The sequence below is a fragment of the Pseudomonas sp. N-137 genome, assembly GCF_034555295.1.
Classification (GTDB): domain Bacteria; phylum Pseudomonadota; class Gammaproteobacteria; order Pseudomonadales; family Pseudomonadaceae; genus Aquipseudomonas; species Aquipseudomonas rhizophila.
The window spans coordinates 152,911-179,754 of the sequence record NZ_JAXUDQ010000031.1; the positions used below are offsets into that span (position 1 = coordinate 152,911).

The window sequence follows — 26,844 nt, forward strand, 5'->3', positions numbered from 1 at the left end:
CCTATCCACTGAAGGTCTTGGCGGGCAAAAAACAAGCCGAGGATTATACCTGAGCTGTGACCTCACGCGCCAGTTGAGGTCGGGTTTGATGCGCAAACATTGCGGCTGAGTAAATCGCGCAATTGGTTTTTCTCTTCGCTGGTCAACTCGCTCTGGCGAGCTTTTCGCAGAAGTTGTTCCAGATTTCGCTCGCGTTGGCGGGCGGACAAGCTAGTAATGGTGTCGAAAAACTGTTGTTCAAGGTTGTCTCCATCAATCAACCATTCCTTCTCGGCCAGGGCCTTCAACAGGCGCCCTTGTTCGGTGCCGTGCCACCGGGCGATCAACTGGAAAGAGTTAAGTTTGGGGTTCTTCTGCACGGCTTCAAGGAGTGCGATCAGCAATTGCGTATTGCTGTGGTCCTCGGCGGCAAAGTGCCCGGCGTCCTCGACCTTTTCAGCCAGTTGCGGGTGGTGCAGCAAAGTCCGCAGGGCGGCCAGTGTTGGTGGTTCGACGGCGGCCGGCACGCGCGGGGCACGTGGCTGGTCGCGATCGCCGCGCTTACCGTTCTTGTCCCAGGGTTTTTTGTCCCATTTCTTGCCGCCGCTGCCCGGTTTCTTGGGTGTCCATTCCTGCGCAGGCGCGTAGTCCTGCTGAGGTTGATGATAGTCGGCGAAATCCGGCATCGCGTCGTAATCAATGCCTGGGTCGTAAGCCGGCGGTGCTTCCTGGGGGGCGCTGTGGACCAACTGATTGACCGCTTCACTGTTCAGGCCGGTGATTTCGGTCAGACGCTGGCGCATCAGTGTGCGCAAGTTGGCGCCGGGTACCTTGTCGATCAACGGTGCCGCGAGGGTGGCCATATGAGCCTTGCCTTCGAGGGAGCGTGGATCGGCTTCTTCGGTCAACTGCTGGAAAAAATAATCGGCCAGCGGTTGCGCGTGCTGGTTGATCCGCGCACGGAAAGCATCGGTGCCTTCGGAGCGCACCAGGGTATCCGGGTCCTCGCCCTCGGGTAAAAACAGGAAGCGCGCTCGCCGCCCATCCTGCAGGCATGGCAATGTCGCTTCCAGTGCTCGCCAGGCGGCATTGCGGCCGGCCTGATCGCCGTCGAAGCAGAACAGCACGCTGGGCACGACGCGAAACAGGCGCTTCATGTGCTCTTCGCTGGTGGCGGTGCCCAGGGTCGCAACGGCATTGCGTAAACCTTGCTGGGCCAGGGCGATCACGTCCATGTAACCTTCGACGACGATGATTTCGTCGAGGTTGCGGTTGTTCTTGCGCGCTTCGTACAGCCCGTAGAGTTCCTGTCCTTTATGGAATACCGGGGTCTCCGGGGAGTTCAGATACTTGGGTTTGTCGTCGCCCAGGACCCTGCCGCCAAACGCGATGATCCGTCCGCGCGTGTCACGGATCGGGAACATTACCCGGTCGCGGAAGCGATCATAGCGCTTGCCGGTTTCGGCATTCTCGATCAGCAGGCCGGCGTCGATCATCGCGCGTTGCTGCAAGGTGTCGCTGCTTAAGTGCTTGTACAGATTGTCCCAGCCGGGTGGGGCAAAGCCGAGGCCGAAATCCCGGGCGATTTCCCCGGTCAGGCCGCGGCCCTTGAGATAATCCACGGCTGCCTTGCGGGCAGGATGGCTTTTGAGGGCCTGGCGATAAAAATCGGCCGCCGCGGTTAGCAATGGGTAGAGCGGCGAGTCGGTGGGTTGGCGCGGTTTGTGCGCTCGGCCACTTTCCTCGCGGGGAATTTCCATGCCGGCGGCTTTGGCCAGTTCTTCGACAGCCTGGGGGAAGTCCAGGTTGTCGTGGTCCATGATGAAGCCGAGGGCATTGCCGCCAGCGCCACAGCCGAAACAGTAGTAAAACTGTTTGTCGGGGCTGACGCTGAAGGACGGGGTCTTTTCCTTGTGGAACGGGCAGCAGGCCGTGTAATTCTTGCCGGCTTTTTTCATTTGCAGGCGAGAGCTGACCACATCGACGATGTCGGTGCGGTTCAGGAGGTCGTCAATAAAGCTCTGGGGAATCAGCCCGGCCATGGCGTTCTCATCATCACTGCGCGAAATATGGACCCGAAATCAGCAGGCGTAACCGACTCTTGGTCTTGAGGCACGGTAAAACGGTGGCTCGACCGGGTCGTCTGCATCATCGCTGTCGGGAAGTGTATCTGCCGATAGTCCACTGACGTTAATCACTAATCAGTATTCGACTGTTTGAATATGTTGCGCTGAGTCCGGTAACGGCCGTTCAGGCCTCGGATCATCAGGCGGGCACGCAAGCAGGTGCCTTGGGCTGATCGTCGTTAGAGGAATCAGGGTGTGCTCGTCAGTAGCCTTGGAAGGCTCGTCAGAAGAGACGTGCACCGCTGGCAAAAGAGCCAGGTCTGACGTGGTAAAGCAGGTTGTCTCGGTCGCATGTGCGACTTTGACAGTGAAGCATCAAGCGTTTTCCGCAAATGCCATAAGCCCGGCTTGAGGGCCGGGCTTGGCAGAAGCTTGCTACGGACGTCTGTGTATTAGTACAGACGTACGGCGCGGCGCTGTTCGCGCTGAACTTTCTTGGCGTGACGCTTAACAGCGGCTGCTGCTTTGCGCTTACGCTCGGAAGTCGGCTTCTCGTAGAATTCGCGGCTACGAACTTCAGCCAGAACACCGGCTTTTTCGCAGGAGCGCTTGAAACGACGCAGAGCTACGTCGAAGGGTTCGTTCTCTTTTACTTTGACGGCTGGCATCCAGAGCTACCTTCATTCATTACCGGGGTCAACATCCTCGCGGCAAAAGAGCACTTGAAGACGTCGGTTTTTAAGGGTTGCGGATGTTAACCCCTCATCGCTCGGAATGCAAAGCCTCTGATCGAAAACCGCTGGTCGGGGCACAACGTGACGACTATTATGCGCGCCTTCGAATTCAGCCTCTACAAGGCGCAAACCCATGCTAGTACTGGGATTAGAAACCTCCTGCGACGAAACCGGTGTCGCATTATACGACAGTGAACGCGGCCTGTTGGCCGATGCGCTGTTCAGCCAGATCGACCTGCACCGCGCCTATGGCGGCGTGGTGCCCGAGCTTGCGTCCCGCGATCACGTCAAGCGCATGCTGCCCTTGATTCGCCAGGTCCTGGCCGAGGCCGGCTGTGTGCCGACCGAGATCGACGCCATTGCCTACACCGCCGGGCCGGGCCTGGTGGGCGCGCTGCTGGTGGGTGCTTCCTGTGCCCAGGCGCTCGCCTTCGCCTGGGGTATCCCGGCCTTGGGCGTGCATCACATGGAAGGTCATTTGCTGGCGCCGATGCTGGAGCCGCAACCGCCTGAGTTTCCGTTCGTCGCTTTGTTGGTCTCTGGCGGTCATACACAGTTGGTCCGGGTCGATGGCATCGGCCAATACGAACTGTTGGGGGAAACCCTGGACGACGCTGCCGGTGAAGCCTTCGACAAGACCGCGAAGATGATGGGCCTCAATTACCCGGGCGGACCGGAAATCGCACGGTTGGCGGCCCACGGAGTGGAAGGGCGTTTCGTCTTCCCGCGGCCGATGTGTGACCGCCCCGGCCTGGATTTCAGCTTCAGCGGCCTGAAAACCTTCGCCCTGAACACCTGGCAGCAATGCGTCAGCGCCGGAGACGACGGCGAGCAAGCCCGTTGCGACATCTCGCTGGCGTTCCAGCAGGCGGTGGTGGAGACTTTGACCATCAAGTGCAAGCGCGCCCTGAAACAGGCCGGACTCAAGCGTCTGGTGATCGCTGGCGGAGTCAGTGCGAACAAGGCTTTGCGCGTGTCACTAGAGAACATGCTTGGCAGCATGAACGGCGACGTTTACTACGCCAGGCCGGAGTTCTGCACAGATAACGGGGCGATGATTGCCTTCGCCGGATGCCAGCGTTTGCAAGCCGGCCAGCACGAAAGCCTGGCAATCAGCGTGCAGGCGCGCTGGCCCATGGAGCAGTTGTCACCGCTGTAGGGCGATTGGATTAAAAATGCCGTTCGCGCCCGGCAAACAGGTCGCGTAGATTGCCCCGGTGGCGCCAGACGATCAGTGCAACGAGTGCCGTCACCGGCAGCAAGGCCGCCGGCTCCTGCCAGGCCAGCAATGGCAGGATCAGCGGTGTGGCGATCAGGGCGGCCAGGGAGCTGGTACGGGTCAGGTAGAACGTCAGCAGCCAGGCAGCGACGGCCAGCAGGGCGGCGGGTGGATACAGACCCAGCAGCATGCCGGCGGCGGTGGCGACACCCTTGCCGCCGCGAAAGCGAAAGTACAGCGGGAACAAGTGACCGAGGACGGCGCAGACACCGATCCAGGCCTGTTGCTGCAACGAAAGTCCTGCAAGATTGGCGAGCAGAACCGGGACAAGGCCTTTGCAGAGGTCGCCAAGCAAGGTCAGGATGGCAAGTTTGCGTCCGGCCAGGCGCAGCATGTTGGTGGCGCCGGCATTGCCCGAGCCACTCATTCGCGGATCCGGGCGACCGGTCAGGCGGCTGAGCAAAATGGCGAAGGACAGCGAGCCAAGCAGGTAGGCGAAAGTCGCCAGTAACCAAAACATGCTAACTATTCCGGGCGAGGACGCCCTGATTCTAACGGCGCATTGCGCCCTTGTCGTGCTGCGGAGAAGAGTGCTTGGACAGAGTGTTTATCGAAGGCCTGGAAGTCGACACGGTCATTGGTGCCTACGACTGGGAGCGCGGCATCCGCCAGTGTCTGCGGCTGGATCTGAGTTTCGCCTGGGATAACCGTCCGGCCGCCGCCGGCGATGACCTGACCCTGGCGCTCGACTACGCCAGCGTATCGTCGCGCATCCAGGCATTTGCCGAGCAAGCCCAGTTCCAATTGGTCGAGACCTTTGCCGAACGACTGGCCCAGGCGCTGATGGACGAGTTCAAGATTACCTGGCTGCGCCTGAAAGTGACCAAGCCCGGCGCTGTGCCGGCCGCCAGTGGCGTGGGCGTGGAGATCGAGCGCGGATGTCGCTGACTCAGGTTTTTCTCGGGCTCGGCAGCAATATCGAGCGCGAAGCCCACTTGTGCGCAGGTCTTGAAGCCCTTGCCGGTTTCCTGGTGGACATACGCTGTTCGGCGGTGTTCGAGAGCCAGCCGGTGGGGATCAAGAGCGGGCCTTTTTTCAATTTCGTCGTAGCTGCCTACACGGATCTGCCGCTGATGGAGCTGGACCGTCGCCTCAAGTTCATCGAAGCAGACAACGGTCGTTATGCGCCGGACCGTAAAGGGCTGCCGCTGGATATCGACGTGTTGTTGTATGGCGAGCAGGTCGGCAATTTCGACGGCTTGATCCTGCCCCGCGCCGAAATTCTCAAGAACGCCTTTGTCCTGTGGCCATTGTCGTTGATTGCACCCGATCGGATACATCCTGGCGTAGGCAAAAGCTTCGCGACTTTGTGGGATGAGTCGCAGATTGACCAGGTGTTGGCTCCGGTGGCTTTTGAATGGCGGGGTGTACCGCTCACGCCTTTGGAGCTGCTGTCAGGCCTCTGACGTCATCGCGAGCAGGCTCGCTCCCACATTGCGCCTGAGCGGCCCGCGATGCCTGTGGGAGCGAGCCTGCTCGCGATGGCCGAGATGCAAGCCGACACAAAGCTTTCTCAGCTCGCCGCGTCTTTATACGCTTTCAATGCCCGAAGACGCTCACGCTTGATCGCCTCGCCCAATTCAGGTCCCTTGAAGCCTTTTTCCAGCAAGGGCTGCACCGCTACTCCGCGTGCGGCCGCTGCCGCTCCACGCAGGTAATCCGCCTGTGGATAACTTCGACTCTCCAGGCCCTTGCGGCCGCGCGCATCCATCTCGCACGCGGCGATGAACTCCTCGAAGCGCTGAGGGCGGCGATACACGTCAAAACTCTGCAACAGCTCAAGCAAAGTGGATGCCTTCAGCTCAAGCGCACGATGGCCGTGGGTATGGTATTGACCGACCAATAAAGCCAACTCCTGACAGTCGCGCGGTGCCTTGAAACGTTCATTGACCGCCTTGATCAGCTTCAGGCCCGTGTGTTCATGGGCGATATGCCGGGGCCATTCGTGCGCGGGCGTCAGGCCTTTGCCCAAGTCATGCAGTAGGCACGCCCAACGAACCGTCAGGGGCTGTTCATGCAGCGCGGCCTGCTCCAGCACGCTCAGGGTGTGGACGCCAGTGTCGATTTCAGGGTGATGGGCCTCGGGTTGCGGCACGCCGAACAGTGCATCCACCTCGGGCATCAAGACTTTGAGGGCTGTGCAATCGCGCAGGACCTGGATAAACACCTGCGGTTGTTTTTCCATGAGGGCGCGGGAAATTTCTTTCCAGCTGCGTTCGGCGGTCAAGGCTTGCAGTTCGCCCGAGTCGCTGAGCTGGCGCATCAGTTCCAGGGTTTCGTCCGCCACTTTGAAACCGAGCGGAGCATAGCGCGCGGCAAAGCGGGCAACCCGCAGGACCCTGAGTGGATCTTCGGCGAACGCGGGGGAAACATGGCGTAGCAGGCGGGCTTTGAGATCGCGTTGGCCGTGATACGGGTCGGTAAGATTGCCATGGTCATCTTCGGCCATGGCGTTGATCGTCAGGTCCCTGCGGATCAGGTCTTCTTCGAGGGTCACTTCAGGGCTGGCATGGAACACGAAGCCGCCATAACCGCGGCCACTTTTGCGTTCGGTGCGGGCGAGGGCGTATTCCTCCCCGGTCTTGGGATCAAGGAATACCGGAAAGTCAGCTCCCACCGGGCGAAAGCCCTTGGCGAGCATATCCTCGGCCGTAGCCCCCACCACGACCCAATCAATGTCGGTGACAGGAATGCCCAGCAGGCGATCGCGAACGGCGCCGCCGACTTTATAGATCTGCATAAAAAACCTCCGTTGGTCTGACAGGATAACCTTTGCGCCAGGCCTTCGGAGGTGAAAACGGGTTCAAAGATGAATGACAGCCAAGTCCAACCGGCCATAATCTCCTTCGGTTTGCTCGGTTCTGGGGGGCACGTGATGGGTTTTCATCACCTGCTCGCCTTGCAGGGTTTCGAGATGGATGTCGAAACCCCAGAGGCGGTGCAGGTGCTTGAGGACTTCATCGGTTGAGTCGCCCAACGGTTTGCGATCATGCGCCTGATGGCGCAGCGTCAGCGAGCGATCGCCCCGGCGATCGATGCTGTAGATCTGAACGTTGGGTTCGCGGTTGCCCAGGTTGTATTGCGCCGCCAGTGTCTCGCGGATGACGCGATAACCGCTTTCATCGTGGATGGCAGGCACCAGCAGGTCATCTTTCTGGTCATCATCGAGGATGCTGAACAGTTTCAGGTCGCGGATGACCTTGGGCGAGAGGTACTGGAGGATGAAGCTCTCGTCCTTGAAGCTGCTCATGGCGAATTTGATAGCGGACAACCAGTCCGAGCCGGCGATGTCCGGGAACCAGCGCCGATCCTCCTCTGTGGGGTTTTCACACATGCGCCGGATATCGCGGTACATGGCAAAGCCCAGTGCATAAGGGTTGATGCCGCTGTAATACGGGCTGTCGAAACCGGGCTGGAACACCACGCTGGTGTGGGACGTGAGGAACTCCATCATAAAACCGTCGGTGACCAGGCCTTCGTCGTACAGGTCGTTCATGAGCGTGTAATGCCAGAACGTGGCCCAGCCTTCGTTCATGACCTGGGTCTGGCGTTGCGGATAAAAATATTGAGCGATCTTGCGCACGATGCGCACGATCTCCCGCTGCCACGGCTCCAGCAGCGGCGCGTGTTTTTCAATGAAATAGAGGATGTTTTCCTGAGGCTCGGCAGGGAAGCGCGCGTTGTCTTTCTCGCTGTACTTGTCGGCCCCTTTGGGAATGGTGCGCCACAGATCGTTGATCTGCTTTTGCAGATGTTCTTCGCGATCCTTTTGACGCCGGCGTTCTTCTTCGGCGGAAATCGGATACGGTCGTTTGTAGCGGTCCACGCCGTAGTTCATCAGCGCGTGGCAGGAGTCCAGCAGGTCTTCCACGGCATCGATGCCGTGACGCTCCTCGCATTGCATGATGTATTGCTTGGCAAATACCAGGTAATCGATGATCGAGCTGGCATCGGTCCAGGTGCGAAACAGGTAATTACCCTTGAAGAAGCTGTTGTGGCCATAGCAAGCATGGGCCACCACCAAGGCCTGCATGCAGATGGTGTTTTCTTCCATCAGGTAGGCGATGCAAGGGTCGGAGTTGATCACGATCTCATAGGCCAACCCCATCTGGCCGCGGCTGTAGGACTTCTCGGTACTGAGGAAGTGCTTGCCGTAGGACCAGTGGTGATAGCCCAAAGGCATGCCGACCGACGCGTAGGCGTCCATCATCTGCTCGGCGGTGATCACCTCGATCTGGTTCGGGTAAGTGTCCAGGGCATAACGGTCCGCGATACGGCTGATTTCCCGGTCGTAGGCCTGGATCAGCTCGAACGTCCATTCGGAGCCGGTGGAGATGGGTTGACGCTTCTGCTCTTTTTTGGCGGTCATGTCACTAACCTGCGCTGGAAGAGTTCACGGAAGACCGGGTAGATGTCCCCGGCCGAGACCAGTTGCTGCTGGGCAAATGTGTCGGAAAACGCTTCGGCAATGCGTTCATATTCGTACCACAAGGCCTGATGTTCCCGTGGAGTAATTTCCACATAGGTGTAGTACTGGACGAACGGCATGATCTGGTTGATCAGAATGTCGCGGCAAATGGGTGAATCATCGTTCCAGTTGTCGCCGTCGGACGCCTGGGCGGCGTAGATGTTCCATTCATTGGCCGGATAGCGTTCGGACATGATTTCCTGCATCAACTTCAGGGCACTGGAAACGATCGTGCCGCCGGTTTCCCGGGAATAGAAGAACTCCTCTTCGTCGACTTCCCTGGCGCTGGTGTGGTGGCGGATGAACACCACATCGATCTTGTCGTAGTTCCGTTTGAGGAACAGGTACAACAGGATGAAGAACCGCTTGGCAATATCCTTGGTGGCCTGGGTCATGGACCCCGACACGTCCATCAGGCAGAACATCACGGCCTTGGAGCTGGGGTTGGGTTGTTTCACCAGCAGGTTGTACTTGAGATCGAAGGTATCGAGAAATGGCACACGGTGAATCCGCGCGCTAAGTTTTTCGATCTCCGCTTCCAGCTCCTGAATATCGCCAAAATTGTCGGGTTCTTCGCGCTTGAGGCGGGCGAGCTCCTCCTTTGTCTCGCGCAACTTTGCCCGGCTGCTGCCAGACAGCGCGATGCGCCGGGCATGGGCCGAGCGAAGCGTACGGATAATGTTGATACGCGAAGGATTGCCTTCATTGCTGATGCCGGCGCGCACCGTCTTGAACGTATCGGTGCCGGTCAGGTTGCGCTTGACCAGATTCGGCAGCTCGAGGTCCTCGAACATGAACTCCAGGAATTCCTCCTGGGTAATCTGGAACACGAATTCGTCCATGCCCTCGCCGGAGTTACCGGCCTTGCCCGGACCTCTCCCGCCACCTCCGCCTTGCGGACGCGGAATGTGTTCGCCGCTGGTGAATTCCTTGTTGCCGGGGTGCACGACAGTCTGTTTGCCGCCACGCCCGTGGTGAAGCACCGGCTCGTCGATGTCGCGTCCGGGGATGCTGATCTGCTCGCCATGTTCCATGTCGGTAATGGAACGGCGACTGACCGCCTCTTCGACGGCCTTCTTGATATGGTCGCGGTAACGCCGCAGAAACCGCTGGCGGTTCACCGTGCTTTTGTTCTTGCCATTAAGGCGTCGGTCGATCACATAGCTCATAGGTGGCCCTCTGGGCAGCTTCAAGTTCTCAGCTTCAAGCTGCAAGCCGCAAGCGCAGGGACGGTGAGCGCCCCTGCAGCTCAAGGCTTGAAGCTTGCCGCTGCTTCACTGCCTCACTGCGATTTCCGGACCCGCAGGTACCACTCGGAGAGCAGTCGTACCTGTTTGTCGGTGTAGCCACGTTCGACCATGCGTGTGACGAAGTCGTTGTGTTTTTGCTGGTCCTCCTTGCTGGCCTTGGCGTTGAAACTGATGACTGGCAGCAGGTCTTCGGTGTTGGAGAACATTTTCTTCTCGATGACCACCCGCAGCTTCTCGTAGCTGAGCCAGGTCGGGTTCTTGCCGTTGTTGTTGGCCCGGGCCCGCAAGACGAAGTTGACGATTTCGTTGCGGAAATCCTTGGGGTTGCTGATCCCGGCCGGTTTCTCGATTTTTTCCAGTTCCTCGTTCAGCGCCACGCGGTTGAGGATTTCGCCGGTTTCCGGATCGCGGTATTCCTGATCCTGGATCCAGAAGTCCGCGTAAAGCACGTAGCGATCGAAGATGTTCTGCCCATATTCGCTGTAGGACTCCAGGTACGCGGTCTGGATTTCCTTGCCGATGAACTCGATATAACGCGGAGCCAGATACTCCTTCAGGAAACGCAGGTAACGCTCGCGGGTTTCCGCCTGGAATTGTTCCTGCTCGATCTGCTGTTCCAGCACATACAGCAGGTGAACCGGGTTGGCTGCGATCTCGTGTGGATCGAAGTTGAAGACCTTGGACAGAATCTTGAAGGCAAAACGTGTGGACAGACCATTCATCCCTTCGTCGACCCCCGCGTTGTCGCGGTATTCCTGGATCGACTTGGCCTTCGGATCAGTGTCCTTGAGGTTCTCACCGTCATAGACGCGCATCTTCGAATAGATGTTGGAGTTTTCCGGCTCCTTCAGGCGCGACAGCACCGTGAATTGGGCGAGCATCTTCAGTGTATCGGGGGCGCAGTGGGCCTTGGACAACGAGCTGTTGAACAGGAGCTTGTCGTAGATCTTGACCTCATCGGTGACTCGCAGGCAGTAGGGCACCTTGACGATGTAGATCCGGTCGATGAAGGCTTCGTTGTTCTTGTTGTTGCGGAAGGTGTGCCATTCCGATTCGTTGGAGTGCGCCAGCAGGATGCCGCTGAACGGAATCGCCCCGAGGCCTTCAGTGCTGTTGTAGTTGCCTTCCTGGGTTGCGGTCAGCAGGGGGTGCAGCACTTTGATGGGCGCCTTGAACATTTCGACGAATTCCATCAGGCCTTGGTTGGCCCGGCACAGCGCACCCGAATAGCTGTAGGCGTCGGCGTCGTTTTGAGGAAACTCTTCCAGCTTGCGGATATCGACCTTGCCCACGAGGGCCGAAATGTCCTGGTTGTTTTCATCCCCCGGTTCGGTCTTGGCCACCGCGATCTGGTTGAGGATCGAAGGGTAGAGCTTGACCACCCGGAACTGGCTGATGTCACCGCCGAACTCGGCCAGGCGCTTGGTGGCCCATGGCGACATGATGGTATTGAGGTAGCGGCGCGGAATACCGAAGTCTTCCTCCAGAATCGCGCCATCTTCGGTAGCGTTGAACAGCCCCAGGGGGGATTCGAACACGGGAGAACCCTTGATGGCGTAGAAGGGCACCTTTTCGATCAGTTCCTTGAGCTTCTCGGCCAGGGACGATTTACCGCCGCCGACGGGACCAAGCAGGTACAGGATCTGTTTCTTTTCTTCCAGACCCTGAGCTGCGTGGCGGAAATAGGACACGATCTGGTCGATGCACTCTTCCATGCCATGGAAGTCCTGGAAGGTCGGATAGCGGCGAATCACCTTGTTGGAAAAGATCCGCGAAAGCCTCGAATTGGCCGAGGTATCCAGCAGTTCCGGTTCTCCGATTGCCAGCAACAGGCGTTCCGCAGCCGATGCGTAGGCGCTGCGGTCCTGCTTGCAGAGATCGAGGTATTCCTGCAGCGAGTATTCCTCCTGCCGCGTGGACTCGAAACGTTGCTGGAAGTGGCTAAAAATACTCATGACGTCACCTCGCTCGATACGTGGAGCCGGTGTCGGATCAATCAGTCGATGCTGGTCGGCCGCTGGGAACCCAGCTGCCGTTTACCCCCCAGAATGCTTTCAGAAATGCCGTCTCCTGAAAGCTGTCTCCCGATGAACCCGCGCGCCGGTGTACCGGCTCTCCCCTGTTTTGGATGGCCTGAGGCTAAGGATAGTTCGGAATCGGAGAGGTAAAGGTTGAATGCGTAATTAGTTGTGGCAGACCGTTCGTCCGCCATCACCCAAACCCGCGGTTCACGTGGGCTTGGGCGTCATAAAAATTATTCCGGGTTACCTGGGGCTGTTTCTGCAGGATAAGTCGTGCGCCACAGTTCAAAACCGCCGTCCAGGCTATAGACATCGGAGAAGCCTTGGCTGACCAGGTAAGCGGCTGCGCTCTGGCTGGAGTTGCCGTGATAACAGACCACCACCACGGGGGCATCGAGGTCCGCATTGCGGATGAAATCGGAGAGGGAGTGGTTATCCAGATGGGTCGAGCCGCTGATGTGCAGGGCGGCGAAGGTGGCCGGATCTCGAACGTCGACGACAACCGCGCCTGTTTCACGCAGGGCCTGGGCCTGCTCTGGGGGGATGCGTTTAAAAGCGGTCATTTGGGACTCCTGTAGCCTGACGCGTGGCACCGTTCAAACGATGGTAGCGGCCGTTACTGATGCAATGGTCGGATGATGAAGGGATTTGGCGTGACCCTGTTCGTCACACTCGCAACGCAGTTGCTCGCCAGAGTCGACGTTCATCAGCGTCATCGCGCTACCCCATACGCATCCGGTGTCGAGGGCGAAAACCCCAGGTTCGTCGGATTGGCCTTCCAGTGCCGCCCAGTGCCCGAAAATGATCTTCAGATTACGGGTCTTGCGCTCTTTGTGTTTGAACCAAGGGGCGTAGCCAGGTGGCGCGGTCTCGATGCCTTCCTTGCCCTTGAGGTCCAGCTTACCGTCGCGGGTGCAGAAGCGCATGCGGGTGAAATAATTGGTGATGACTCGCAGACGGGCGGTGCCGGTGAGATCGTTGTCCCATTTGACCGGTTCATTGCCGTACATGCCATCCAGGTAGGGGCCGAACAGGTTGTCGTCGCGCAGCGCGTGTTCGACTTCGCCGGCGTACTTGAGCGCCTTGCGCAAGGACCACTGGGGTGGGATGCCGGCGTGCACCAGCGCCAGGTTGCGCTGCTCGTCGTAGTGCATGAGCTTTTGCAGGCGCAGCCATTCCAGCAGCTCGACGCAATCGGGAGCATCGAGGATCTCGCTCAAGGTATCGGATTTTTTCAGGCGCTCGATGTTCTGCCAGGCGGCCAGCAGGTGCAGGTCGTGATTACCGAGCACGCAGACCAGCGAATCGCGGATGTTGTAGAGAAAGCGCAAGGTCTCAAGCGATTGTGGGCCGCGATTGACCAGATCGCCCACCAGCCACAGCGTGTCTTTCTGTGGGTCGAAGGCGACCCGTTCCAGCAGGCATTTGAGCGGGTCCAGGCAACCTTGCAGATCGCCGACCGCATACGTCGCCATCAGTGCAGGGCTCCGGGTACCGCCAGGCGAAACGGCTTGATGATCGCGTCGAAACGCGTGCCGTCCTCCGCCAGCATCTGGTACGTGCCCTGCATGGTGCCGACCTTGGTCGTCATCACCGTCCCGCTGCTGTAGCTGTGGCTTTTTCCAGCGTCGATCAGCGGTTGCTGACCGACCACACCCTCGCCCCGCACGTGCTCAACATGACCATCGCCGTCGGTGATGACCCAGTGGCGTGATAGCAGGCGGGCTGGCAATGAGCCGTTGTTGCTCACGGTAATGGTATAGGCGAAGGCGAAACGGTTGTGCTCAGGTTGCGACTGTTCTGCCAGAAAGCGGGTGGCGACGCTGACGTCGACCTGATAACGAAGATCGGACATGCAAAAAGGCCTTAAAAGCGAAGCGGGACGCGGGCGTAGCTGAGAAGATCAGTCTAGGCCATGTATCGGGTAGTAGACCAGACGTCCCACCCGATAGCGATGAGCTTGTCAGATGGCGTCGGCTTTGGGCGTTACCTGTTCGCTGAGTTTGTCGGCCAGGCGCACGAACGCCGCCAGGTCCAATTGCTCGGGACGCAGGCTGCCGTCAACGCCGGCGGCTTCGATTTCGGCGCTGCTGAGCAATAGCTTCAGGGTGTTGCGCAGGGTTTTGCGACGCTGATTGAAAGCTTCGCGTACGACGCGCTCCAGCAGGCGATGATCCTTGGCCGGGTGCGGCAGGACGGCATGGGGTACCAGGCGGACGATGGCCGAGTCGACTTTGGGGGGCGGGTTGAATGCCCCAGGGCCTACGTTGAACAGATGTTCGACCCGGCAATGGTACTGAACCATGATCGACAGGCGACCCCAGTCACCGCCGCCAGGGCCAGCAGCGAGCCGTTCGACCACCTCTTTTTGCAACATGAAGTGCATGTCGCGGATCAGGCCAGCGTTGCTCAGCAGATGAAAGATCAGCGGCGTGGAGATGTTGTACGGCAGATTCCCCACCACCCGCAGGCTATTGGGCGCAGCCTCCAGGCTATTGAAGTCAAACTTCAGCGCGTCGCCCTGGTGCAGGTTGAAATTGCTCATGCCAGCGAACCGCTGGTTGAGGATCGGGATCAGATCCTTGTCCAGTTCCACCACATCCAGTTGCGCACCGCTGCCGAGCAGGCCTTCGGTCAGCGCGCCCTGGCCCGGGCCAATCTCCAGCAGGCGATCGTCGGGTTTGGCATTGATGGAGCGCAGGATGCGATCGATTACGCCAGCGTCATGCAGGAAGTTCTGGCCGAAGCGCTTACGCGCGCGGTGTTGGTATTGCTCGGTCATAAATGGGTCTCGGCCATCTGGTAGGCGGTTTCCAAGGCGACCTGCAGGCTGCCGGTATCGATCCTGCCACTGCCGGCCAGGTCCAGGGCGGTGCCATGGTCCACCGATGTGCGGATGATCGGCAGGCCCAGGGTTACGTTGACTGCCGCGCCGAAGCCTTTGTACTTCAGTACGGGCAGGCCCTGATCGTGGTACATCGCCAGCACCGCGTCGCAGTGCTCCAGATATTTGGGGGTGAACAGAGTGTCGGCAGGCAGCGGGCCACGCAGGTCCATGCCCTCGCTGCGCAAGCGCTCCAAGGTGGGTTCTATGGTGTCGATTTCTTCATGGCCCAGATGTCCGCCTTCACCGGCATGGGGGTTGAGCCCGCACACCAGGATACGGGGCCGGGCGATGCCGAACTTTTCCTGCAGGTCGGCGTGCAATATCCGCGTGACCCGCTCCAGGCGTTGCGGGGTGATGGCATCGGCGACGTCCCGCAAGGGCAGGTGCGTGGTCACCAGTGCCACGCGCAGGCCGCGGGTGGCGAGCATCATTACCACCTGCGTGGTGTGGGTCAGGTCCGCCAGGAACTCGGTATGTCCGGAAAAGGCAATCCCGGATTCGTTGATCACACCCTTGTGCACCGGAGCGGTGATCATGCCGGCGAAACTCCCGTCCAGGCAGCCCTGGCCAGCGCGGGTCAGGGTTTGCAGGACGAATGCCGCGTTGGTCTTGTCCAGTTGCCCGGTAACCACCGGGGCGCCCAGTGGCGTATCCCAGACATACAGGCTGTTGGCGGGTGCCGGGACATCCGGCCAGGCTCCCGGTGTCACCAGCAGCAGGTCGACGACCACCCCCAGCTGCGCAGCCCGCTCGAGGAGCAGATCGCGGCTGGTGATGGCTATCAGGGGATGTGGCTGGGGTTGCGAGGCGAGCAGTAGGCACAGGTCGGGACCGATGCCGGCAGGCTCGCCGGGTGTCAGCGCGAAACGCTTGGGTTTCACTGCGCTGCCTGGTCTGCACCAGGGAGTTTGATTTCGACGTAGGCTTCATCGCGAATCTGACGCAGCCAGGTTTGCAGCTCTTCGTCGTATTTGCGGTTGCGCAGCACGGTCATCGCCTGTTGTTCACGAGCCTGGGTGGTGCTGTCGGTGGCGCGGCGGCCAAGGACTTCCAGTACGTGCCAGCCATAAGGGCTCTTGAACGGCTTGGACAGCTGGCCTTGTGGTGTCTCGGCCATCACCTGGCGGAACTCGGGCACCAGTGCGTTCGGGTCAACCCAGTTCAGGTCGCCGCCGTTGAGGGCTGAACCCGGGTCTTCCGAGAAGCTCTTGGCCAGCTCGGCGAAATCTTCACCCGCTTCGATGCGCTCATAAAGCTTTTGCGCCAGACGCTGGGTTTCGGCTTCGCTGCGGATCTCGCTTGGCTTGATCAGGATATGGCGAACATGCACTTCGTCACGCACCTGAGCACCGCCACCGCGCTTTTCCAACAGCTTGAGGATAATGAAGCCGCCGGGCGTGCGGGCTGGTTGGGTGATGTCACCCACGGCCATGCTGCTCAGTTCGCGATCGAACGGAGGGGGCAATTGGGCGGCTTTGCGCCAGCCCATATCACCACCTTCCAGGGCGTTGTCACTGCCAGACCTGGCAATGGCCATCTGACCGAAGTCGGCGCCTTGCTTGAGTTGCTGGTAGATGTCCATCGCCTGACGGTAAGCATTCTGGATGGCTTCGGAGTTGGCGCTTTCCGGGGTAGGAACCAGGATGTTCGCCAAGTGCAGTTCCTCGGAAAGCTGCATCTTGCCCAGATCGGAGGCGAGGAAGTTTTTCACTTCCTGCTCGGACACCTGGATGCGTTCGGCTACACGACGCTGGCGCACACGGCTGATGATCATCTCGCGGCGGATCTGATCGCGAGCGTCCTCGTAAGAGAGGCCGTCGCGAGCCAGGGCAGCGCGGAACTGGTCGACGCTCATGTTGTTGCGCTGGGCAATGGTGCCGACGGCCTGGTTCAATTCTTCATCAGTGATGCGGATGCCCGAGCGTTCGCCAATCTGCAATTGCAGGTTTTCGACGATCAGGCGTTCGAGCACCTGTTGATCCAGTACGCCCGGAGGCGGCAGGCCACCACCGCGCTTGGCGATGGTCTGCTGCACTTCATGGACGCGCTGGTCCAGCTGGCTTTGCATGACCACGTCGTTGTCGACGATAGCCACCACTTTGTCGATGGGCTGTACCGCGGCGTTGGCCGCGGTACCCAGGAACAGCGCGCCCAGCATCAGCGGGCGCAGACAATCAGAAAGCTTGGTCTTCACGTTCACGATAACCTTGGATGCCTTTGTCGAGGAAGCTCTCTACCTTGGCGCCGGTGAGGCCGCCGAGTCCCTTCAGGACAATTTGGAGGAAGATGCCGTGGTCGCCCTTCTCGTTTTCCGGGGCGGCTTGACTGAACTCTTCATAGTCGACCCAGTAACGGTTGATCAGGCGCAGTTTCCAGCAGCAGTTGTCGTATTCGAAACCACCGAAGGCTTCCAGGGTACGGTTGCGGTTGTAGTCATACTGCCAGCGGCTGATGAGATTCCACTGCGGCACGACCGGCCAGATGACCGAGAAGTCGTGCTGCTGGATCTTGTAGTAGTCCTTCACGTAGCCCGGAGTGCCCGGAGTGCCATAGTCGCCGCCACCTACGGACCATTGGCCGGTGGTTTCGTCGTAACGGATCTGATCGTTGCGATAGCGGTAACCGGCGTTGATGACCTTGTTCGGGTTGTCTTCAGGCTGGTAGTGGAACATCGCGCTGCCCGAGCGAGGGCTGTGGGTGTCCGGGTCCCAGTTGTAGGTAGCCGTGGTTCGCCAATCGCGGTTCCAGCGGTACTCGTATTCCAGTGCGTATGGAGATACGTCAGACTTGGCGTCTTCGCGGGTCTTGAAGTCGATACCTGGCAATTGTGTTTCGCGATCCTTGAAGTACAAGGCTTGCCCGACACTGATGCGTTGACGTTCAAAGCCGTTTTCTTCGATCCAGCGACTGGTCACGCCCAAGGACAACTTATTCTCGTCACCGACGCGGTCGGAGCCGGAGAAGCGGTTGTCACGGAACAGCGAAGCGTAGCTGAAGGTATATTCGCTTGTGTCGAATACCGGAATATCACTCTGATCTTTCTCTGGAACATAGAGGTAGAACAGGCGTGGCTCCAAGGTTTGCCGGTAGTTGGTGCCAAACCACTGGGTGTTGCGGTCGAAATACAGACCGCTGTCGATGCTGGCGATTGGGACGCCGCGGCTCTGGCTGCCACTATAAGTACCCTGTAGACGGTCGGCTTCAGGTGTTTGCAGAGCAATATCTGATTTACCTCGTCCGTCCAGATCCAGGTCGTACTGAGTGTATTGATACTTCAGTGCCGGCTTGATGTAGCCGTACGTCGCTTCCATCGGCAGGCTCATGACCGGTGCCAGGTTCAGGCGATTGCCGTTGGCCCGTGCCAAACCGCTAACGTTAGTATCCAGCCATGGCTCGGTGTTGCCATCTTCATCTATATAGCTACCGGTCCGCAAATCCCGATCAAACCGCACCAGTTCTGTCTGATAAGCGAAATCCAGACCATACGGGTGCTGCGGCAGCGCGCCATTGAAGGTGATTTGCGGCAGACGGTTATACGGCGTGATCTTCGAAATCGTCGCCATCTGGTAGGCCTGGGCATTCAGCCGCGCAACGTAGTTGTCACCCCGATAGCTGACCGCACCCTGTTGATTAACAAAGTCCCGAGACTCGACACCAATCTGGTCGGTCTGCAGATCCTGGAAGTAATAAGGATCGCTGATCTTGGTGTAGTCGACTTCCGTCAGCACGCGCGAGTCGAGCCCGCCCTTGTGCTGCCAGTTGTACATGTAACGGGTCTTACTGTAGTCGGACTGCTTGCTACGTTCGTCCTCTTCATCGTTGAGGTACGCCGCACCGAACTGACCTTCGCTGGACTTGGTCAGGTAGCGGAATTCGCCTTCCATCAACAGGCCGCGCTTGCTCATGTAACGTGGGTACAACGTGGCATCGTAGTTGGGTGCCAGGTTGAAGTAATACGGGGTGACCAGCAAAAAGCCGGTATCGCTGCCAGTGCCGATTGTCGGCGGCAGGAAGCCGGACTGGCGACGGTCATCGATCGGGAAATAGATGTACGGCGTATACAGGACCGGGAAGTCCTTGACCCGCAGCGTCACGTTGGTGGCGGTGCCGAAGCCGGTAGCCGGGTTCAGGGTGATGTTGTTGCCCTTGAGTGTCCAGGCGTTGCTGCCCGGCTCGCACGTGGTGTACGTACCGTCCTTGAGGCGGATGATCGCGTTTTCAGCACGCTTGGCGTACAGCGCGTTACCGCGGATGCGCGACTTGTGCATCACGTATTCGGCGTTGTCGACCTTGGCTTCGCCAGTGTCCAACTGCACATCGGCGTGGTCGCCGACGATGAGCGCACCGTTATCGCGAACGCGCACGTTGCCGCTCAGCTCGCCGCGGTTTTCAGCCTGGTACAGGTTGGCCTCGTCGGCCTCGACCTGCATGCTGCCTTGACGCATGACCACGTCGCCGGCCAGCGTTGCCACCTGCTCTTCCTGCTGGTAGCGCGATGCTTTGGCGCCAAGGAAGGTCGGAGCGTCGCTTTTGTCCGTCTTGTCATTCATGCCAGGACGAACGGGCTCGATATAGGCGCCGGCGCAATAAGGACCGGTTTCGGCCAATTGGGCAGGGGTGAGGTTCTCCCGTGGAACCCAGTCCAGGTGACTGTAGTCCGCACTGCGAGACTTCAGGCCGCGGCCTTTGGCTTCGGTGACGAGCACGGGCTTGTCGCCGGCTTCTTCGCCCGAGCTGCTGTCGGCCGGGGCCTCGCCGCTGGCGGAAACCGCACTGCCGTCATGCACCGGACGTGGCGGCAATGCAGCAGCCGGCGTCTTGGGCGAACAGTCCCAGGCACCCGAAGCGGAGACGGAGCAGTCATACTGCTCTGCCGCGACGACGAATGAAGAGGCCAAGGGTTGCAGGGCCAGCAGACTGCCGGTGACCAGCAACGGAAATTTTTTACGAAACGCGGGGGATTTCAATGCCATCTTATTAGTCCGGGCTTCCTGCGTGCCATCTGCCCGCGGTGTGGGCCGCACGCCTCTCGATGGTCTGAAAAAGATGCTGGATAATAAAGCATGACCCGCTTGACGGCTAGCGCCGTCGGAGACCCTTGCAATGCCTGACCAAGATGTACGCCTGCAACACCTGAAAGTTTGGCTCGATGAGCAGCTGCCGATCCTTTTTGTTCAGCAGGGCTGGGGCGCCGTACCCCCGGCCACGTTGACTGCGGCCAGCAGCGACGCGAGTTTTCGCCGTTATTTCCGCTGGGAAGGCGAGGGCCGCAGTTTGATCGTGATGGATGCGCCACCGCCCCAGGAAAACTGCAAACCCTTCGTGGACATTGCTTTTTTGCTGGCTAAATCCGGCATCAACGTGCCAAAAATTTATGCCGAAGACCTTGAGCGCGGTTTTCTTTTGCTCAATGACCTGGGCAATCAGACGTATCTGGACGTGATCAACGGCGACAATGCCGACCCATTATTCCGTGACGCCCTGCAGGCCCTGCTGGCTTTCCAGCAACTGCCGATGGTCGCGCCACTGCCCAGCTACGACGTCGCTTTGCTGCGCCGGGAGCTGGAGCTGTTTCCTGAGTGGTACGTCAAGCATGAGCTGGGTATCGAATTCGATGCTGCTCAACAAGCGCTCTGGCAGCAGGCCAGCGACCTGCTGATCAACAGCGCGCTGGCTCAGCCGAAAGTGCTGGTTCATCGCGACTACATGCCGCGCAACCTGATGCTCAGCGAACCGAACCCCGGCGTACTGGACTTTCAGGATGCGGTCTACGGCCCGGTGACCTATGACGTCACGTGTCTGTTCAAGGATGCCTTTCTCAGTTGGCCCGAGGAGCGCGTGCGTGGCTGGCTCGAGGATTACTGGCAGCAGGCCGGTGCGCTTGGCATCCCGGTCCAGCCGGACTTCGAGGATTTCCTGCGGGCCAGCGACCTGATGGGCGTGCAGCGCCATCTCAAGGTCATCGGGATTTTCGCGCGTATTTGCCACCGCGACGGCAAGCCGCGCTATCTGGGCGATGTGCCGCGCTTCTTTGCCTATATAGAAGCGGTCATTGCCCGTCGCCCTGAACTGGCGGAACTGGATCAGTTGCTCTCCAGCCTGCGTCAGTCGGCCGGAGCGACGGCATGAAAGCGATGATCCTGGCGGCGGGTAAAGGGGAGCGGATGCGGCCCTTGACCCTCACCACGCCCAAGCCGCTGGTTCGTGCCGGCGGTGTTCCCTTGATCGAATACCATCTGCGTGCCTTGGTTCGGGCCGGGTTCAAGGACATTGTGATCAATCACGCCTGGCTCGGTCAGCAAATCGAAGATTATCTAGGGGACGGTTCACGTTTTGGCGTGAGCATTCATTTCTCGCCCGAAGGTGAGCCGCTGGAAACCGGCGGTGGCATTTTCCGCGCCCTGCCGTTGTTGGGCGACGAGGCGTTCCTGGTGGTCAACGGCGACATCTGGACCGATTACGATTTCAGCGCCTTGCGCCGACCTCTGGACGGCTTGGCGCACCTGGTACTGGTGGATAATCCCGAACACCATCCGGGCGGCGATTTCCTCCTGGCCGACGGACAGATTCATGATGGCGGGGCGGCTGCCGACAAACTGACCTACAGCGGCATTGCCGTCTTGCATCCGCGGTTGTTCGAGGGTTGCCTGGACGGCGCGTTCAAACTCGCACCGCTGCTACGCAAGGCCATGGCCGAGGGCCAGGTCAGCGGCGAGCACCTGAAGGGACACTGGGTGGATGTGGGGACTCATGAACGTTTGGCGCAGGTTGAAACCTTGATAGAAGCGAGCCGTTGATATGTGGTGGCCAGGGACTCTGATTGGAGCCGGGGCGGGCTTTGCCATAGCCAGCATTCCGGGGGCCATGCTGGGAGCGTTATTAGGACAGGCGCTGGATCGGCGACTTAATCTGCAAGGCTGGGCGCAGCTGCGCGAGCGTTTGGGTGGCCGTCCGGCATTACGCAACGATGAGTTGCTGTTTGTATTGCTGGGCCGGCTGGCCAAGAGCGATGGACGAGTGGTGGATGGGCACATCCAGCAGGCGCGTCAGGAGATGCGCGCGCTGGACCTGAGCGAGCCAGCGCAACGCCGGGCCGTCGCCGCATTCAACCGGGGCAAAACCGGAAACGACCATTTGCGCGGTTATTTGCGTCGCCTTGCGACCCAGCCCCATGCGGCTGAGGGTGTGCTGCGCGCCTGCTGGCGGATGGTCTGGGCCGACGGTCGCGCGGGCATAGCCGAGCGTGAGTTGCTTGCTCAGTGGGGCAAATGGCTGGGGTGGACGCCGCAACAGGTCCAGGCACTGGCGGCGGATTACGAACCACACAAACAGTCGTTGCCCAACAGCGGCGCGACCTATCAGGAGGCGTTACGCTTGCTGGGAGTTTCGGCCACCAGCGAGCCGTCGCAGATCAAGCGGGCTTATCGCCGTCTGCTCAGTCGTCACCACCCGGACAAGATTGCCGGCAGTGGGGCGACGCCGTTGCAAGTGCGTGACGCCACCGACAAGACCCGGGAGTTGCACAACGCCTATCGGTTGATCCGCGAGCGCCGGGACTTTCGCTAGAAGGGGATCACCACGGTGGCTGGCTTGGGGCTTGTCTAAGCCTCACTCCCCCGGCTTCTGCGGGTTCAACCAACCCCGTACCCGACGAAACAGCTGTTCTTGCTGCGCCGATGAGTTGGGCACCGCTTTGAGTGACACCTGACTGAAGCTCGACCCTTTAAGACGCTTACTGGCCTGTAAACGCTCCAGCGCTGCATTGCGATCCTGCGGTTTGTCCGTGTAGAAGATGTCGGCGGTGGCCAGTTTCAAGGTGGGAGTCAGTTCGGCCAGGGCGGGCTTGACTGCGAGCGGGGTCTGGGCGGCGACCATCACGAAACGCTCGATCTGCGAGGGCTGTTTTTCATTCAGGTAACGTGCCGCCCAATAGGCGCCGGTGCCGTGGCCCAGCAGAACAATACTGCGGGCGCCCTGCTGTTCGGCGTAGGCCAGTGCCGCATCGATGCGGGCAAAGATACGTTCGGCATCGGCCAGGAGGTGTTCCTCGCTGGTTTGGGCAACGACCGGATCCACAGCGTCAGCCTCGCCGCCCGCCACTTGTTCAATCGGTGCTGCGGTCGTGGCGTCCGGTGCCGCGCCAGCCACGTCGGCCGGTTTGGTCTCGGGCGGTGTTTCCACCACGCGCGGTGCGATGACGTCGCTTTGCAGGTCCGGCAGGGTGATACTCAGGCTGCTCCACTCGATATCCGGTAACTTTTTGCGCATCGGGCCGATCACTTGAGGCCAGTCAGCGGTTTCGCCGGCGCCGGGGACTATGATGACCGCGCCCTTGGGGTCGCTGGTGTTGGCCGGCTTCCAGAGAGCCAGGAAGGTGTCGCTGCCGGTTTGTAGCTGTTGTTGCTCCTGGGCCGGGATCTCCCGTTCAAGCGCTGTCGCTTCTTCTTCGCTGCGCTCGAGCAAAGGCGGACGTTCGACCGGTTTTTCCTCGGTGGCTTGATCCGCCGCCGCGGGCGCCGGTTCTTCAGCCTGTACAGAAAAGGCACTCGGCAGGATCAGCGACAGGCACAATGCTGGCAATGCCAGGCGATAAACAAAGGGCATCGGATATTCCATGACCAGAAGTATTTCCGGCAGCCTAATGGGTTGGTCAGTATTTGTCAGTGCATGAGACTTCGATGATGCGTTTTTGCTGCCTGTGGGTTATCGGCTGTTTATGGCTTCCCTTGATGGCGTGGGCCGCGCCCGCACCGTCGTTGACTGGGGTGCAACTGGACGCGGGCCAGCGACAATGGCTGCTCCAGCATCCGCAACTGCGCGTCGGCCTCGTGTTGCAGGCGCCCTATGCGCAATATGACCGGCGCTTGCAGCGTCTGTCCGGCACCAATGTCGAGCTGATGCAGTGGTTGGGCAAGGCGTTGAATGTCGAACTGACCTGGCGCAATTTCCAGGACGTGGCGCAGTTGGAAGCCGCGTTGCGCTCCGGTGAGGTGGATATTGCCCCAGGGCTGACCCAGACCCCGGCCGGGCTGCGACTCTGGCGGTTTTCCGACCCCTACATGCGCGTGCCGCAATTGATCGTGGGCCAGAAGAAGGGCGCCGAAGGGGTCGAGCTGGAAAAGCTCGATGCTCAAGTGCGGGTGGCGGTGCGCATGCCCAGTACCACGGCCGATTATTTGCGTAGCAACTACCCGACGTTGAATCTTCAAGGCGTACCGTTGGAGCGTCAGGCGTTGCAACTGTTGTTGAGCCAGCAGGCCGGTTACGCGGTGGTCGATGAGGCGCAGCTGGGGCGACTGATGGTCGAGCCTGAGTTCTCCGGGCTGGTGGTCGTAGGCGATATCGGCCTGCCGCAATTGTTGCGCGTCGCCACTCGCCGGGATTGGCCGGAGTTGGCCGACATCATCGAGAGCGGTTTGCAGGCGATCCCGGCCAAGGAACTTGAGCAACTGCACAGTCGCTGGCTCAAGCCCAAATATCCGCGGCTGACCGACACCCCAGGTTTCTGGCAAAACCTGACCCTATTACTGCTGGCCCTGCTCTTGAGCTGCGTGGCGATCGTGTTCTGGCAGCGCCGCGAGCAAAGGGCGCTGGAGCGGCGCCTGCGCAATGCGCGAAATGACATCGCCCAGCGGGCCGCCAGCGAGGAAGCCCTGCGCCTGACACAATTTTCCATCGACCAAAGCACTGTCGGCATTCTCTGGGTCAATTGGGATAGCCATGTACGGTATGCCAACCGCGCCGCCGAAATCATGCTGGGCTATGCGCCGGGCGCGATCATTGAGCGCCCCTTGATCGACTTCGAACCGGGCCTGCACATGGATCGCTGGCTGAACCTGTGGAAACGCGCCCGGGCCAGCGAGGAGGGGCCACAGAGTTTCGAAACCGAATGCGTGCGGGCTGATGGAAGCATCCTTCCGGCCGATGTTTCCTTGAGCTTCCTGCGCTTTCGCGATGCCGAATACCTGGTGGTCTACATAAACGACGTCACCGAGCGCCGTCGCGCGTTGGCGGCGCTGCGCGAAAGCGAGGCGCGCTTGCAGGGGATCGCTGCCAACGTCCCGGGCCTGGTCTTTCGCCTGGAGCGGGCGCCGGTAACCGGGCAGATCGACTTTGCCTACATCAGTGAGGGTAGCGAAAGCCTCGTGGGGTATTCGCCCGCGACCCTGGCCCGTAGCGACACCGGCCTGCGCAGCCTCGTACACCCCCAGGACAAGGCCAGTTATCACCGCACTCAGGATCAGGCGCTGGACAGCGACAGCGACTGGTCGTGGCAGGGGCGTATCCTGACCCGCGAAGGCCGGGAGCGCTGGGCCGAGATCAAGGCCATTACCCGTCGTCTCGAAGACGGCGCTTACGTGTGGGACGGTATCGTCTGGGACATCACCGAAAGCAAGCGCATCGAACTGGAACTGGCCAGCTCCAGGGAGCAACTGCGCGAATTGTCGGCGCACCTGGAGAGCGTGCGGGAAGAGGAAAAGGCGCGCATAGCTCGGGAAGTCCACGACGAGTTGGGGCAAATGTTGACCGTCTTGAAGCTGGAAACGTCCATGTGCGAACTGGCCTATGCGCAGCTCGATCCGGGCCTGCAAGAGCGGCTCAACAGCATGAAGCGCCTGATTGCCCAGTTGTTCCAGTTGGTGCGGGACGTGGCGACGGCATTGCGACCTCCGATCCTTGATGCGGGCATCGCCTCGGCCATCGAATGGCAGGCGCGGCGTTTCGAGGCGCGCACGCAGATCCCATGCCTGGTACAGGTGCCGGACAATCTTCCGCCCTTGAGCGACGCCAAGGCCATCGGTCTGTTTCGAATTCTCCAGGAAGCGCTGACCAATGTGATGCGCCATGCTCAGGCGCATACTGTAGAACTGACGCTGGTGCAGGAAGACGACCAGCTTTGTCTGACGGTGAGCGACGACGGTGTAGGATTCGTTCCCGCCACGGGGCGGCCGACCTCCTTTGGTCTGGTCGGCATGCGGGAACGGGTGTTGATCATGGGCGGGCAGTTATCGTTGGAAAGTGAGCCTGGGGAGGGGACGACCCTGGCGGTGCGGGTACCGGTGAATGAGGCCTGATGATTTTTGGTTGGCTTGGCTTGGCTGACGCTATCGCGAGCAGGCTCGCTCCCACATTGATTGAGATGCACACACAAAACCCTGTGGCAGCGAGCCTGCTCGCGATGAGATTCTGAATCTGGAGAAAAACGTGATCCGTGTACTGGTAGCCGAAGACCACACCATCGTGCGCGAAGGCATCAAGCAGTTGATCGGCCTGGCGAAGGACCTGGTGGTCGTGGGGGAGGCGAGCAATGGCGAACAATTGCTGGAGACCCTGCGGCATGTGCCCTGCGAAGTGGTGCTGTTGGATATCTCCATGCCTGGCGTCAATGGTCTGGAGGCGATCCCGCGGATCCGTGCGTTGAACAATCCGCCGGCCATCCTGGTGTTGTCGATGCACGACGAGGCGCAAATGGCGGCGCGCGCGCTGAAGGTCGGTGCCGCCGGCTACGCGACCAAGGACAGCGACCCGGCCTTGCTGCTCATGGCGATTCGCAAGGTCGCGGCCGGCGGACGTTACATCGACCCGGAACTGGCCGACCGCATGGTTTTCGAAGTGGGCCTGACCGACAGCCGACCGCTGCACTCGCTGCTGTCCGAGCGCGAATTCTCGGTCTTCGAGCGCCTGGCCCAAGGGGCCAACGTCAACGACATCGCCCAGCAATTGGCCCTGAGCAGCAAAACCATCAGCACTCACAAAGCGCGGCTGATGCAGAAACTCAACATCACTTCCTTGGCGGAACTGGTGAAGTACGCGATGGAGCATAAGTTGCTCTAAGCCCACCACAATCCCCTGTGGGAGCGAGCCTGCTCGCGATAGCATTGGACCATTCAGCATCTTAGTTGACTGACACACCGCCATCGCGAGCAGGCTCGCTCCCACAGGGGCAGTGTGTCGGCATATCCATTTGCGACACGCCCCAACACCGCTTTTGTCCCTGCTTGCAGCTTGCAGCTCATAACTCACGACTGTCCTTATCCAATCCCGCCATCCTTGTAGGGAAATCCCTACACCGACTCTTCCATCCGGCTGAGGCGATTCTCTCCTGCGCCCCGATTTGCGCAGGCCCCAGGCTCCACTAGGCTTGATTCACAAGCAGTCA

General features: G+C 60.0%; 23 protein-coding genes. 8 read left to right on the forward strand and 15 right to left on the reverse strand.

All coding sequences use genetic code 11. The annotated features are described in order from the left end of the window. Nucleotides 1-62: 62 nt before the first annotated feature. Nucleotides 63-2,021, reverse strand: coding sequence for a DNA primase (gene dnaG / locus T3A99_RS26315; protein WP_047228082.1), 1,959 nt, complete (start codon nucleotides 2,019-2,021; stop codon nucleotides 63-65). A 476-nt stretch (nucleotides 2,022-2,497) separates the two neighbouring features. After that, on the reverse strand, nucleotides 2,498-2,713 hold the full coding sequence (gene rpsU, locus T3A99_RS26320) for a 30S ribosomal protein S21 (protein ID WP_002551877.1): 216 nt from the start codon (nucleotides 2,711-2,713) through the stop codon (nucleotides 2,498-2,500). A 199-nt stretch (nucleotides 2,714-2,912) separates the two neighbouring features. Between rpsU and tsaD the strand changes: the two genes are divergently transcribed. Further along, on the forward strand, nucleotides 2,913-3,938 hold the full coding sequence (gene tsaD, locus T3A99_RS26325; protein ID WP_047228081.1) for a tRNA (adenosine(37)-N6)-threonylcarbamoyltransferase complex transferase subunit TsaD: 1,026 nt from the start codon (nucleotides 2,913-2,915) through the stop codon (nucleotides 3,936-3,938). 10 nt (nucleotides 3,939-3,948) lie between these two features. On the opposite strand, the gene plsY is transcribed toward tsaD, so the two are convergent. Continuing rightward, complete coding sequence (gene plsY, locus T3A99_RS26330) at nucleotides 3,949-4,518, reverse strand: glycerol-3-phosphate 1-O-acyltransferase PlsY (protein ID WP_047228080.1); 570 nt, start codon at nucleotides 4,516-4,518, stop codon at nucleotides 3,949-3,951. Between the two features lie 74 nt (nucleotides 4,519-4,592). Here plsY and folB point away from each other — a divergent pair, with 74 nt between their 5' ends. Together folB and folK are read left to right on the forward strand one after the other, a co-directional pair. Beyond that, nucleotides 4,593-4,946, forward strand: coding sequence for a dihydroneopterin aldolase (gene folB, locus T3A99_RS26335; RefSeq protein WP_018607238.1), 354 nt, complete (start codon nucleotides 4,593-4,595; stop codon nucleotides 4,944-4,946). Next, on the forward strand, nucleotides 4,937-5,464 hold the full coding sequence (folK, locus tag T3A99_RS26340; protein WP_047228079.1) for a 2-amino-4-hydroxy-6-hydroxymethyldihydropteridine diphosphokinase: 528 nt from the start codon (nucleotides 4,937-4,939) through the stop codon (nucleotides 5,462-5,464). The genes folB and folK overlap by 10 nt, the downstream gene beginning before the upstream one ends. A gap of 107 nt (nucleotides 5,465-5,571) precedes the next feature. Here the strand turns inward: folK and T3A99_RS26345 are convergent, their stop codons facing one another. The 11 genes from T3A99_RS26345 to T3A99_RS26395 all read right to left on the reverse strand — a co-directional run bounded on the left by T3A99_RS26345 (nucleotide 5,572) and on the right by T3A99_RS26395 (nucleotide 19,657). Then, the gene (locus T3A99_RS26345) at nucleotides 5,572-6,798 is read right to left on the reverse strand and encodes a multifunctional CCA addition/repair protein (RefSeq protein WP_107322999.1); all 1,227 of its coding nucleotides are present in this window, start codon (nucleotides 6,796-6,798) and stop codon (nucleotides 5,572-5,574) included. A gap of 63 nt (nucleotides 6,799-6,861) precedes the next feature. Continuing rightward, nucleotides 6,862-8,427, reverse strand: a complete 1,566-nt coding sequence (locus T3A99_RS26350) for a SpoVR family protein (RefSeq protein WP_047228077.1) — start codon at nucleotides 8,425-8,427, stop codon at nucleotides 6,862-6,864. Further along, nucleotides 8,424-9,695: a YeaH/YhbH family protein gene (locus T3A99_RS26355; RefSeq protein ID WP_274090700.1), complete on the reverse strand. Its 1,272-nt coding sequence runs from the start codon at nucleotides 9,693-9,695 to the stop codon at nucleotides 8,424-8,426. The genes T3A99_RS26350 and T3A99_RS26355 overlap by 4 nt, the downstream gene beginning before the upstream one ends. Before the next feature lie 113 nt (nucleotides 9,696-9,808). Beyond that, nucleotides 9,809-11,731 (reverse strand): PrkA family serine protein kinase, encoded by a 1,923-nt coding sequence (locus T3A99_RS26360; RefSeq protein WP_047228075.1) that lies wholly within the window; start codon nucleotides 11,729-11,731, stop codon nucleotides 9,809-9,811. Nucleotides 11,732-12,030: 299 nt separating this feature from the next. After that, nucleotides 12,031-12,360, reverse strand: coding sequence for a thiosulfate sulfurtransferase GlpE (glpE, locus tag T3A99_RS26365; RefSeq protein ID WP_047228074.1), 330 nt, complete (start codon nucleotides 12,358-12,360; stop codon nucleotides 12,031-12,033). 33 nt (nucleotides 12,361-12,393) lie between these two features. Then, complete coding sequence (locus T3A99_RS26370) at nucleotides 12,394-13,272, reverse strand: symmetrical bis(5'-nucleosyl)-tetraphosphatase (protein WP_107322998.1); 879 nt, start codon at nucleotides 13,270-13,272, stop codon at nucleotides 12,394-12,396. Beyond that, nucleotides 13,272-13,652: a Co2+/Mg2+ efflux protein ApaG gene (gene apaG, locus T3A99_RS26375; RefSeq protein WP_047228072.1), complete on the reverse strand. Its 381-nt coding sequence runs from the start codon at nucleotides 13,650-13,652 to the stop codon at nucleotides 13,272-13,274. Before apaG ends, T3A99_RS26370 begins: the two co-directional genes overlap by 1 nt. A gap of 108 nt (nucleotides 13,653-13,760) precedes the next feature. Further along, complete coding sequence (gene rsmA / locus T3A99_RS26380) at nucleotides 13,761-14,579, reverse strand: 16S rRNA (adenine(1518)-N(6)/adenine(1519)-N(6))-dimethyltransferase RsmA (RefSeq protein WP_274090701.1); 819 nt, start codon at nucleotides 14,577-14,579, stop codon at nucleotides 13,761-13,763. Further along, nucleotides 14,576-15,565 carry a 4-hydroxythreonine-4-phosphate dehydrogenase PdxA gene (gene pdxA, locus T3A99_RS26385; RefSeq protein ID WP_160893922.1) on the reverse strand — a complete coding sequence of 330 codons (990 nt, stop codon included), beginning with the start codon at nucleotides 15,563-15,565 and terminating at the stop codon, nucleotides 14,576-14,578. The genes rsmA and pdxA overlap by 4 nt, the downstream gene beginning before the upstream one ends. Next, the gene (surA, locus tag T3A99_RS26390; protein WP_155417177.1) at nucleotides 15,562-16,878 is read right to left on the reverse strand and encodes a peptidylprolyl isomerase SurA; all 1,317 of its coding nucleotides are present in this window, start codon (nucleotides 16,876-16,878) and stop codon (nucleotides 15,562-15,564) included. Before surA ends, pdxA begins: the two co-directional genes overlap by 4 nt. After that, entirely contained in the window at nucleotides 16,859-19,657 is a 2,799-nt protein-coding gene (locus tag T3A99_RS26395; protein ID WP_274090702.1) for an LPS-assembly protein LptD, read from the reverse strand. Before T3A99_RS26395 ends, surA begins: the two co-directional genes overlap by 20 nt. Before the next feature lie 130 nt (nucleotides 19,658-19,787). Here T3A99_RS26395 and T3A99_RS26400 point away from each other — a divergent pair, with 130 nt between their 5' ends. From T3A99_RS26400 to T3A99_RS26410, 3 genes are read left to right on the forward strand one after another with little or no spacing between them, the layout of a single operon-like run. Continuing rightward, nucleotides 19,788-20,813: an aminoglycoside phosphotransferase family protein gene (locus T3A99_RS26400; protein WP_047228068.1), complete on the forward strand. Its 1,026-nt coding sequence runs from the start codon at nucleotides 19,788-19,790 to the stop codon at nucleotides 20,811-20,813. Continuing rightward, a complete protein-coding gene (gene murU, locus T3A99_RS26405) occupies nucleotides 20,810-21,481 on the forward strand; it encodes an N-acetylmuramate alpha-1-phosphate uridylyltransferase MurU (RefSeq protein ID WP_047228067.1) in 672 nt (223 codons plus the stop codon). The genes T3A99_RS26400 and murU overlap by 4 nt, the downstream gene beginning before the upstream one ends. A 1-nt stretch (nucleotide 21,482) precedes the next feature. After that, nucleotides 21,483-22,250 carry a TerB family tellurite resistance protein gene (locus T3A99_RS26410; RefSeq protein WP_047228066.1) on the forward strand — a complete coding sequence of 256 codons (768 nt, stop codon included), beginning with the start codon at nucleotides 21,483-21,485 and terminating at the stop codon, nucleotides 22,248-22,250. Nucleotides 22,251-22,292: 42 nt separating this feature from the next. Here T3A99_RS26410 and T3A99_RS26415 read toward each other — a convergent pair whose 3' ends face one another. Next, nucleotides 22,293-23,288: an alpha/beta hydrolase family protein gene (locus T3A99_RS26415; RefSeq protein ID WP_274090703.1), complete on the reverse strand. Its 996-nt coding sequence runs from the start codon at nucleotides 23,286-23,288 to the stop codon at nucleotides 22,293-22,295. A 74-nt stretch (nucleotides 23,289-23,362) separates the two neighbouring features. On the opposite strand from T3A99_RS26415, the gene T3A99_RS26420 reads away from it, so the two are divergent. Continuing rightward, on the forward strand, nucleotides 23,363-25,759 hold the full coding sequence (locus T3A99_RS26420) for a PAS domain S-box protein (protein WP_139049032.1): 2,397 nt from the start codon (nucleotides 23,363-23,365) through the stop codon (nucleotides 25,757-25,759). Between the two features lie 130 nt (nucleotides 25,760-25,889). Then, the gene (locus tag T3A99_RS26425) at nucleotides 25,890-26,519 is read left to right on the forward strand and encodes a response regulator transcription factor (RefSeq protein ID WP_076383435.1); all 630 of its coding nucleotides are present in this window, start codon (nucleotides 25,890-25,892) and stop codon (nucleotides 26,517-26,519) included. Nucleotides 26,520-26,844 lie beyond the last annotated feature (325 nt).

Coding starts and splice junctions, on each gene's coding strand:
- dnaG (WP_047228082.1), bottom strand. CDS start 2,021: ATGGCCGGGCTGATTCCCCAGAGCTTTATTGACGACCTCCTGAACCGC.
- rpsU (WP_002551877.1), bottom strand. CDS start 2,713: ATGCCAGCCGTCAAAGTAAAAGAGAACGAACCCTTCGACGTAGCTCTG.
- tsaD (WP_047228081.1), top strand. CDS start 2,913: ATGCTAGTACTGGGATTAGAAACCTCCTGCGACGAAACCGGTGTCGCA.
- plsY (WP_047228080.1), bottom strand. CDS start 4,518: ATGTTTTGGTTACTGGCGACTTTCGCCTACCTGCTTGGCTCGCTGTCC.
- folK (WP_047228079.1), top strand. CDS start 4,937: ATGTCGCTGACTCAGGTTTTTCTCGGGCTCGGCAGCAATATCGAGCGC.
- T3A99_RS26345 (WP_107322999.1), bottom strand. CDS start 6,798: ATGCAGATCTATAAAGTCGGCGGCGCCGTTCGCGATCGCCTGCTGGGC.
- T3A99_RS26350 (WP_047228077.1), bottom strand. CDS start 8,427: ATGACCGCCAAAAAAGAGCAGAAGCGTCAACCCATCTCCACCGGCTCC.
- T3A99_RS26355 (WP_274090700.1), bottom strand. CDS start 9,695: ATGAGCTATGTGATCGACCGACGCCTTAATGGCAAGAACAAAAGCACG.
- T3A99_RS26360 (WP_047228075.1), bottom strand. CDS start 11,731: ATGAGTATTTTTAGCCACTTCCAGCAACGTTTCGAGTCCACGCGGCAG.
- glpE (WP_047228074.1), bottom strand. CDS start 12,360: ATGACCGCTTTTAAACGCATCCCCCCAGAGCAGGCCCAGGCCCTGCGT.
- T3A99_RS26370 (WP_107322998.1), bottom strand. CDS start 13,272: ATGGCGACGTATGCGGTCGGCGATCTGCAAGGTTGCCTGGACCCGCTC.
- apaG (WP_047228072.1), bottom strand. CDS start 13,652: ATGTCCGATCTTCGTTATCAGGTCGACGTCAGCGTCGCCACCCGCTTT.
- rsmA (WP_274090701.1), bottom strand. CDS start 14,579: ATGACCGAGCAATACCAACACCGCGCGCGTAAGCGCTTCGGCCAGAAC.
- T3A99_RS26395 (WP_274090702.1), bottom strand. CDS start 19,657: ATGGCATTGAAATCCCCCGCGTTTCGTAAAAAATTTCCGTTGCTGGTC.
- T3A99_RS26400 (WP_047228068.1), top strand. CDS start 19,788: ATGCCTGACCAAGATGTACGCCTGCAACACCTGAAAGTTTGGCTCGAT.
- murU (WP_047228067.1), top strand. CDS start 20,810: ATGAAAGCGATGATCCTGGCGGCGGGTAAAGGGGAGCGGATGCGGCCC.
- T3A99_RS26410 (WP_047228066.1), top strand. CDS start 21,483: ATGTGGTGGCCAGGGACTCTGATTGGAGCCGGGGCGGGCTTTGCCATA.
- T3A99_RS26415 (WP_274090703.1), bottom strand. CDS start 23,288: ATGCCCTTTGTTTATCGCCTGGCATTGCCAGCATTGTGCCTGTCGCTG.
- T3A99_RS26420 (WP_139049032.1), top strand. CDS start 23,363: ATGATGCGTTTTTGCTGCCTGTGGGTTATCGGCTGTTTATGGCTTCCC.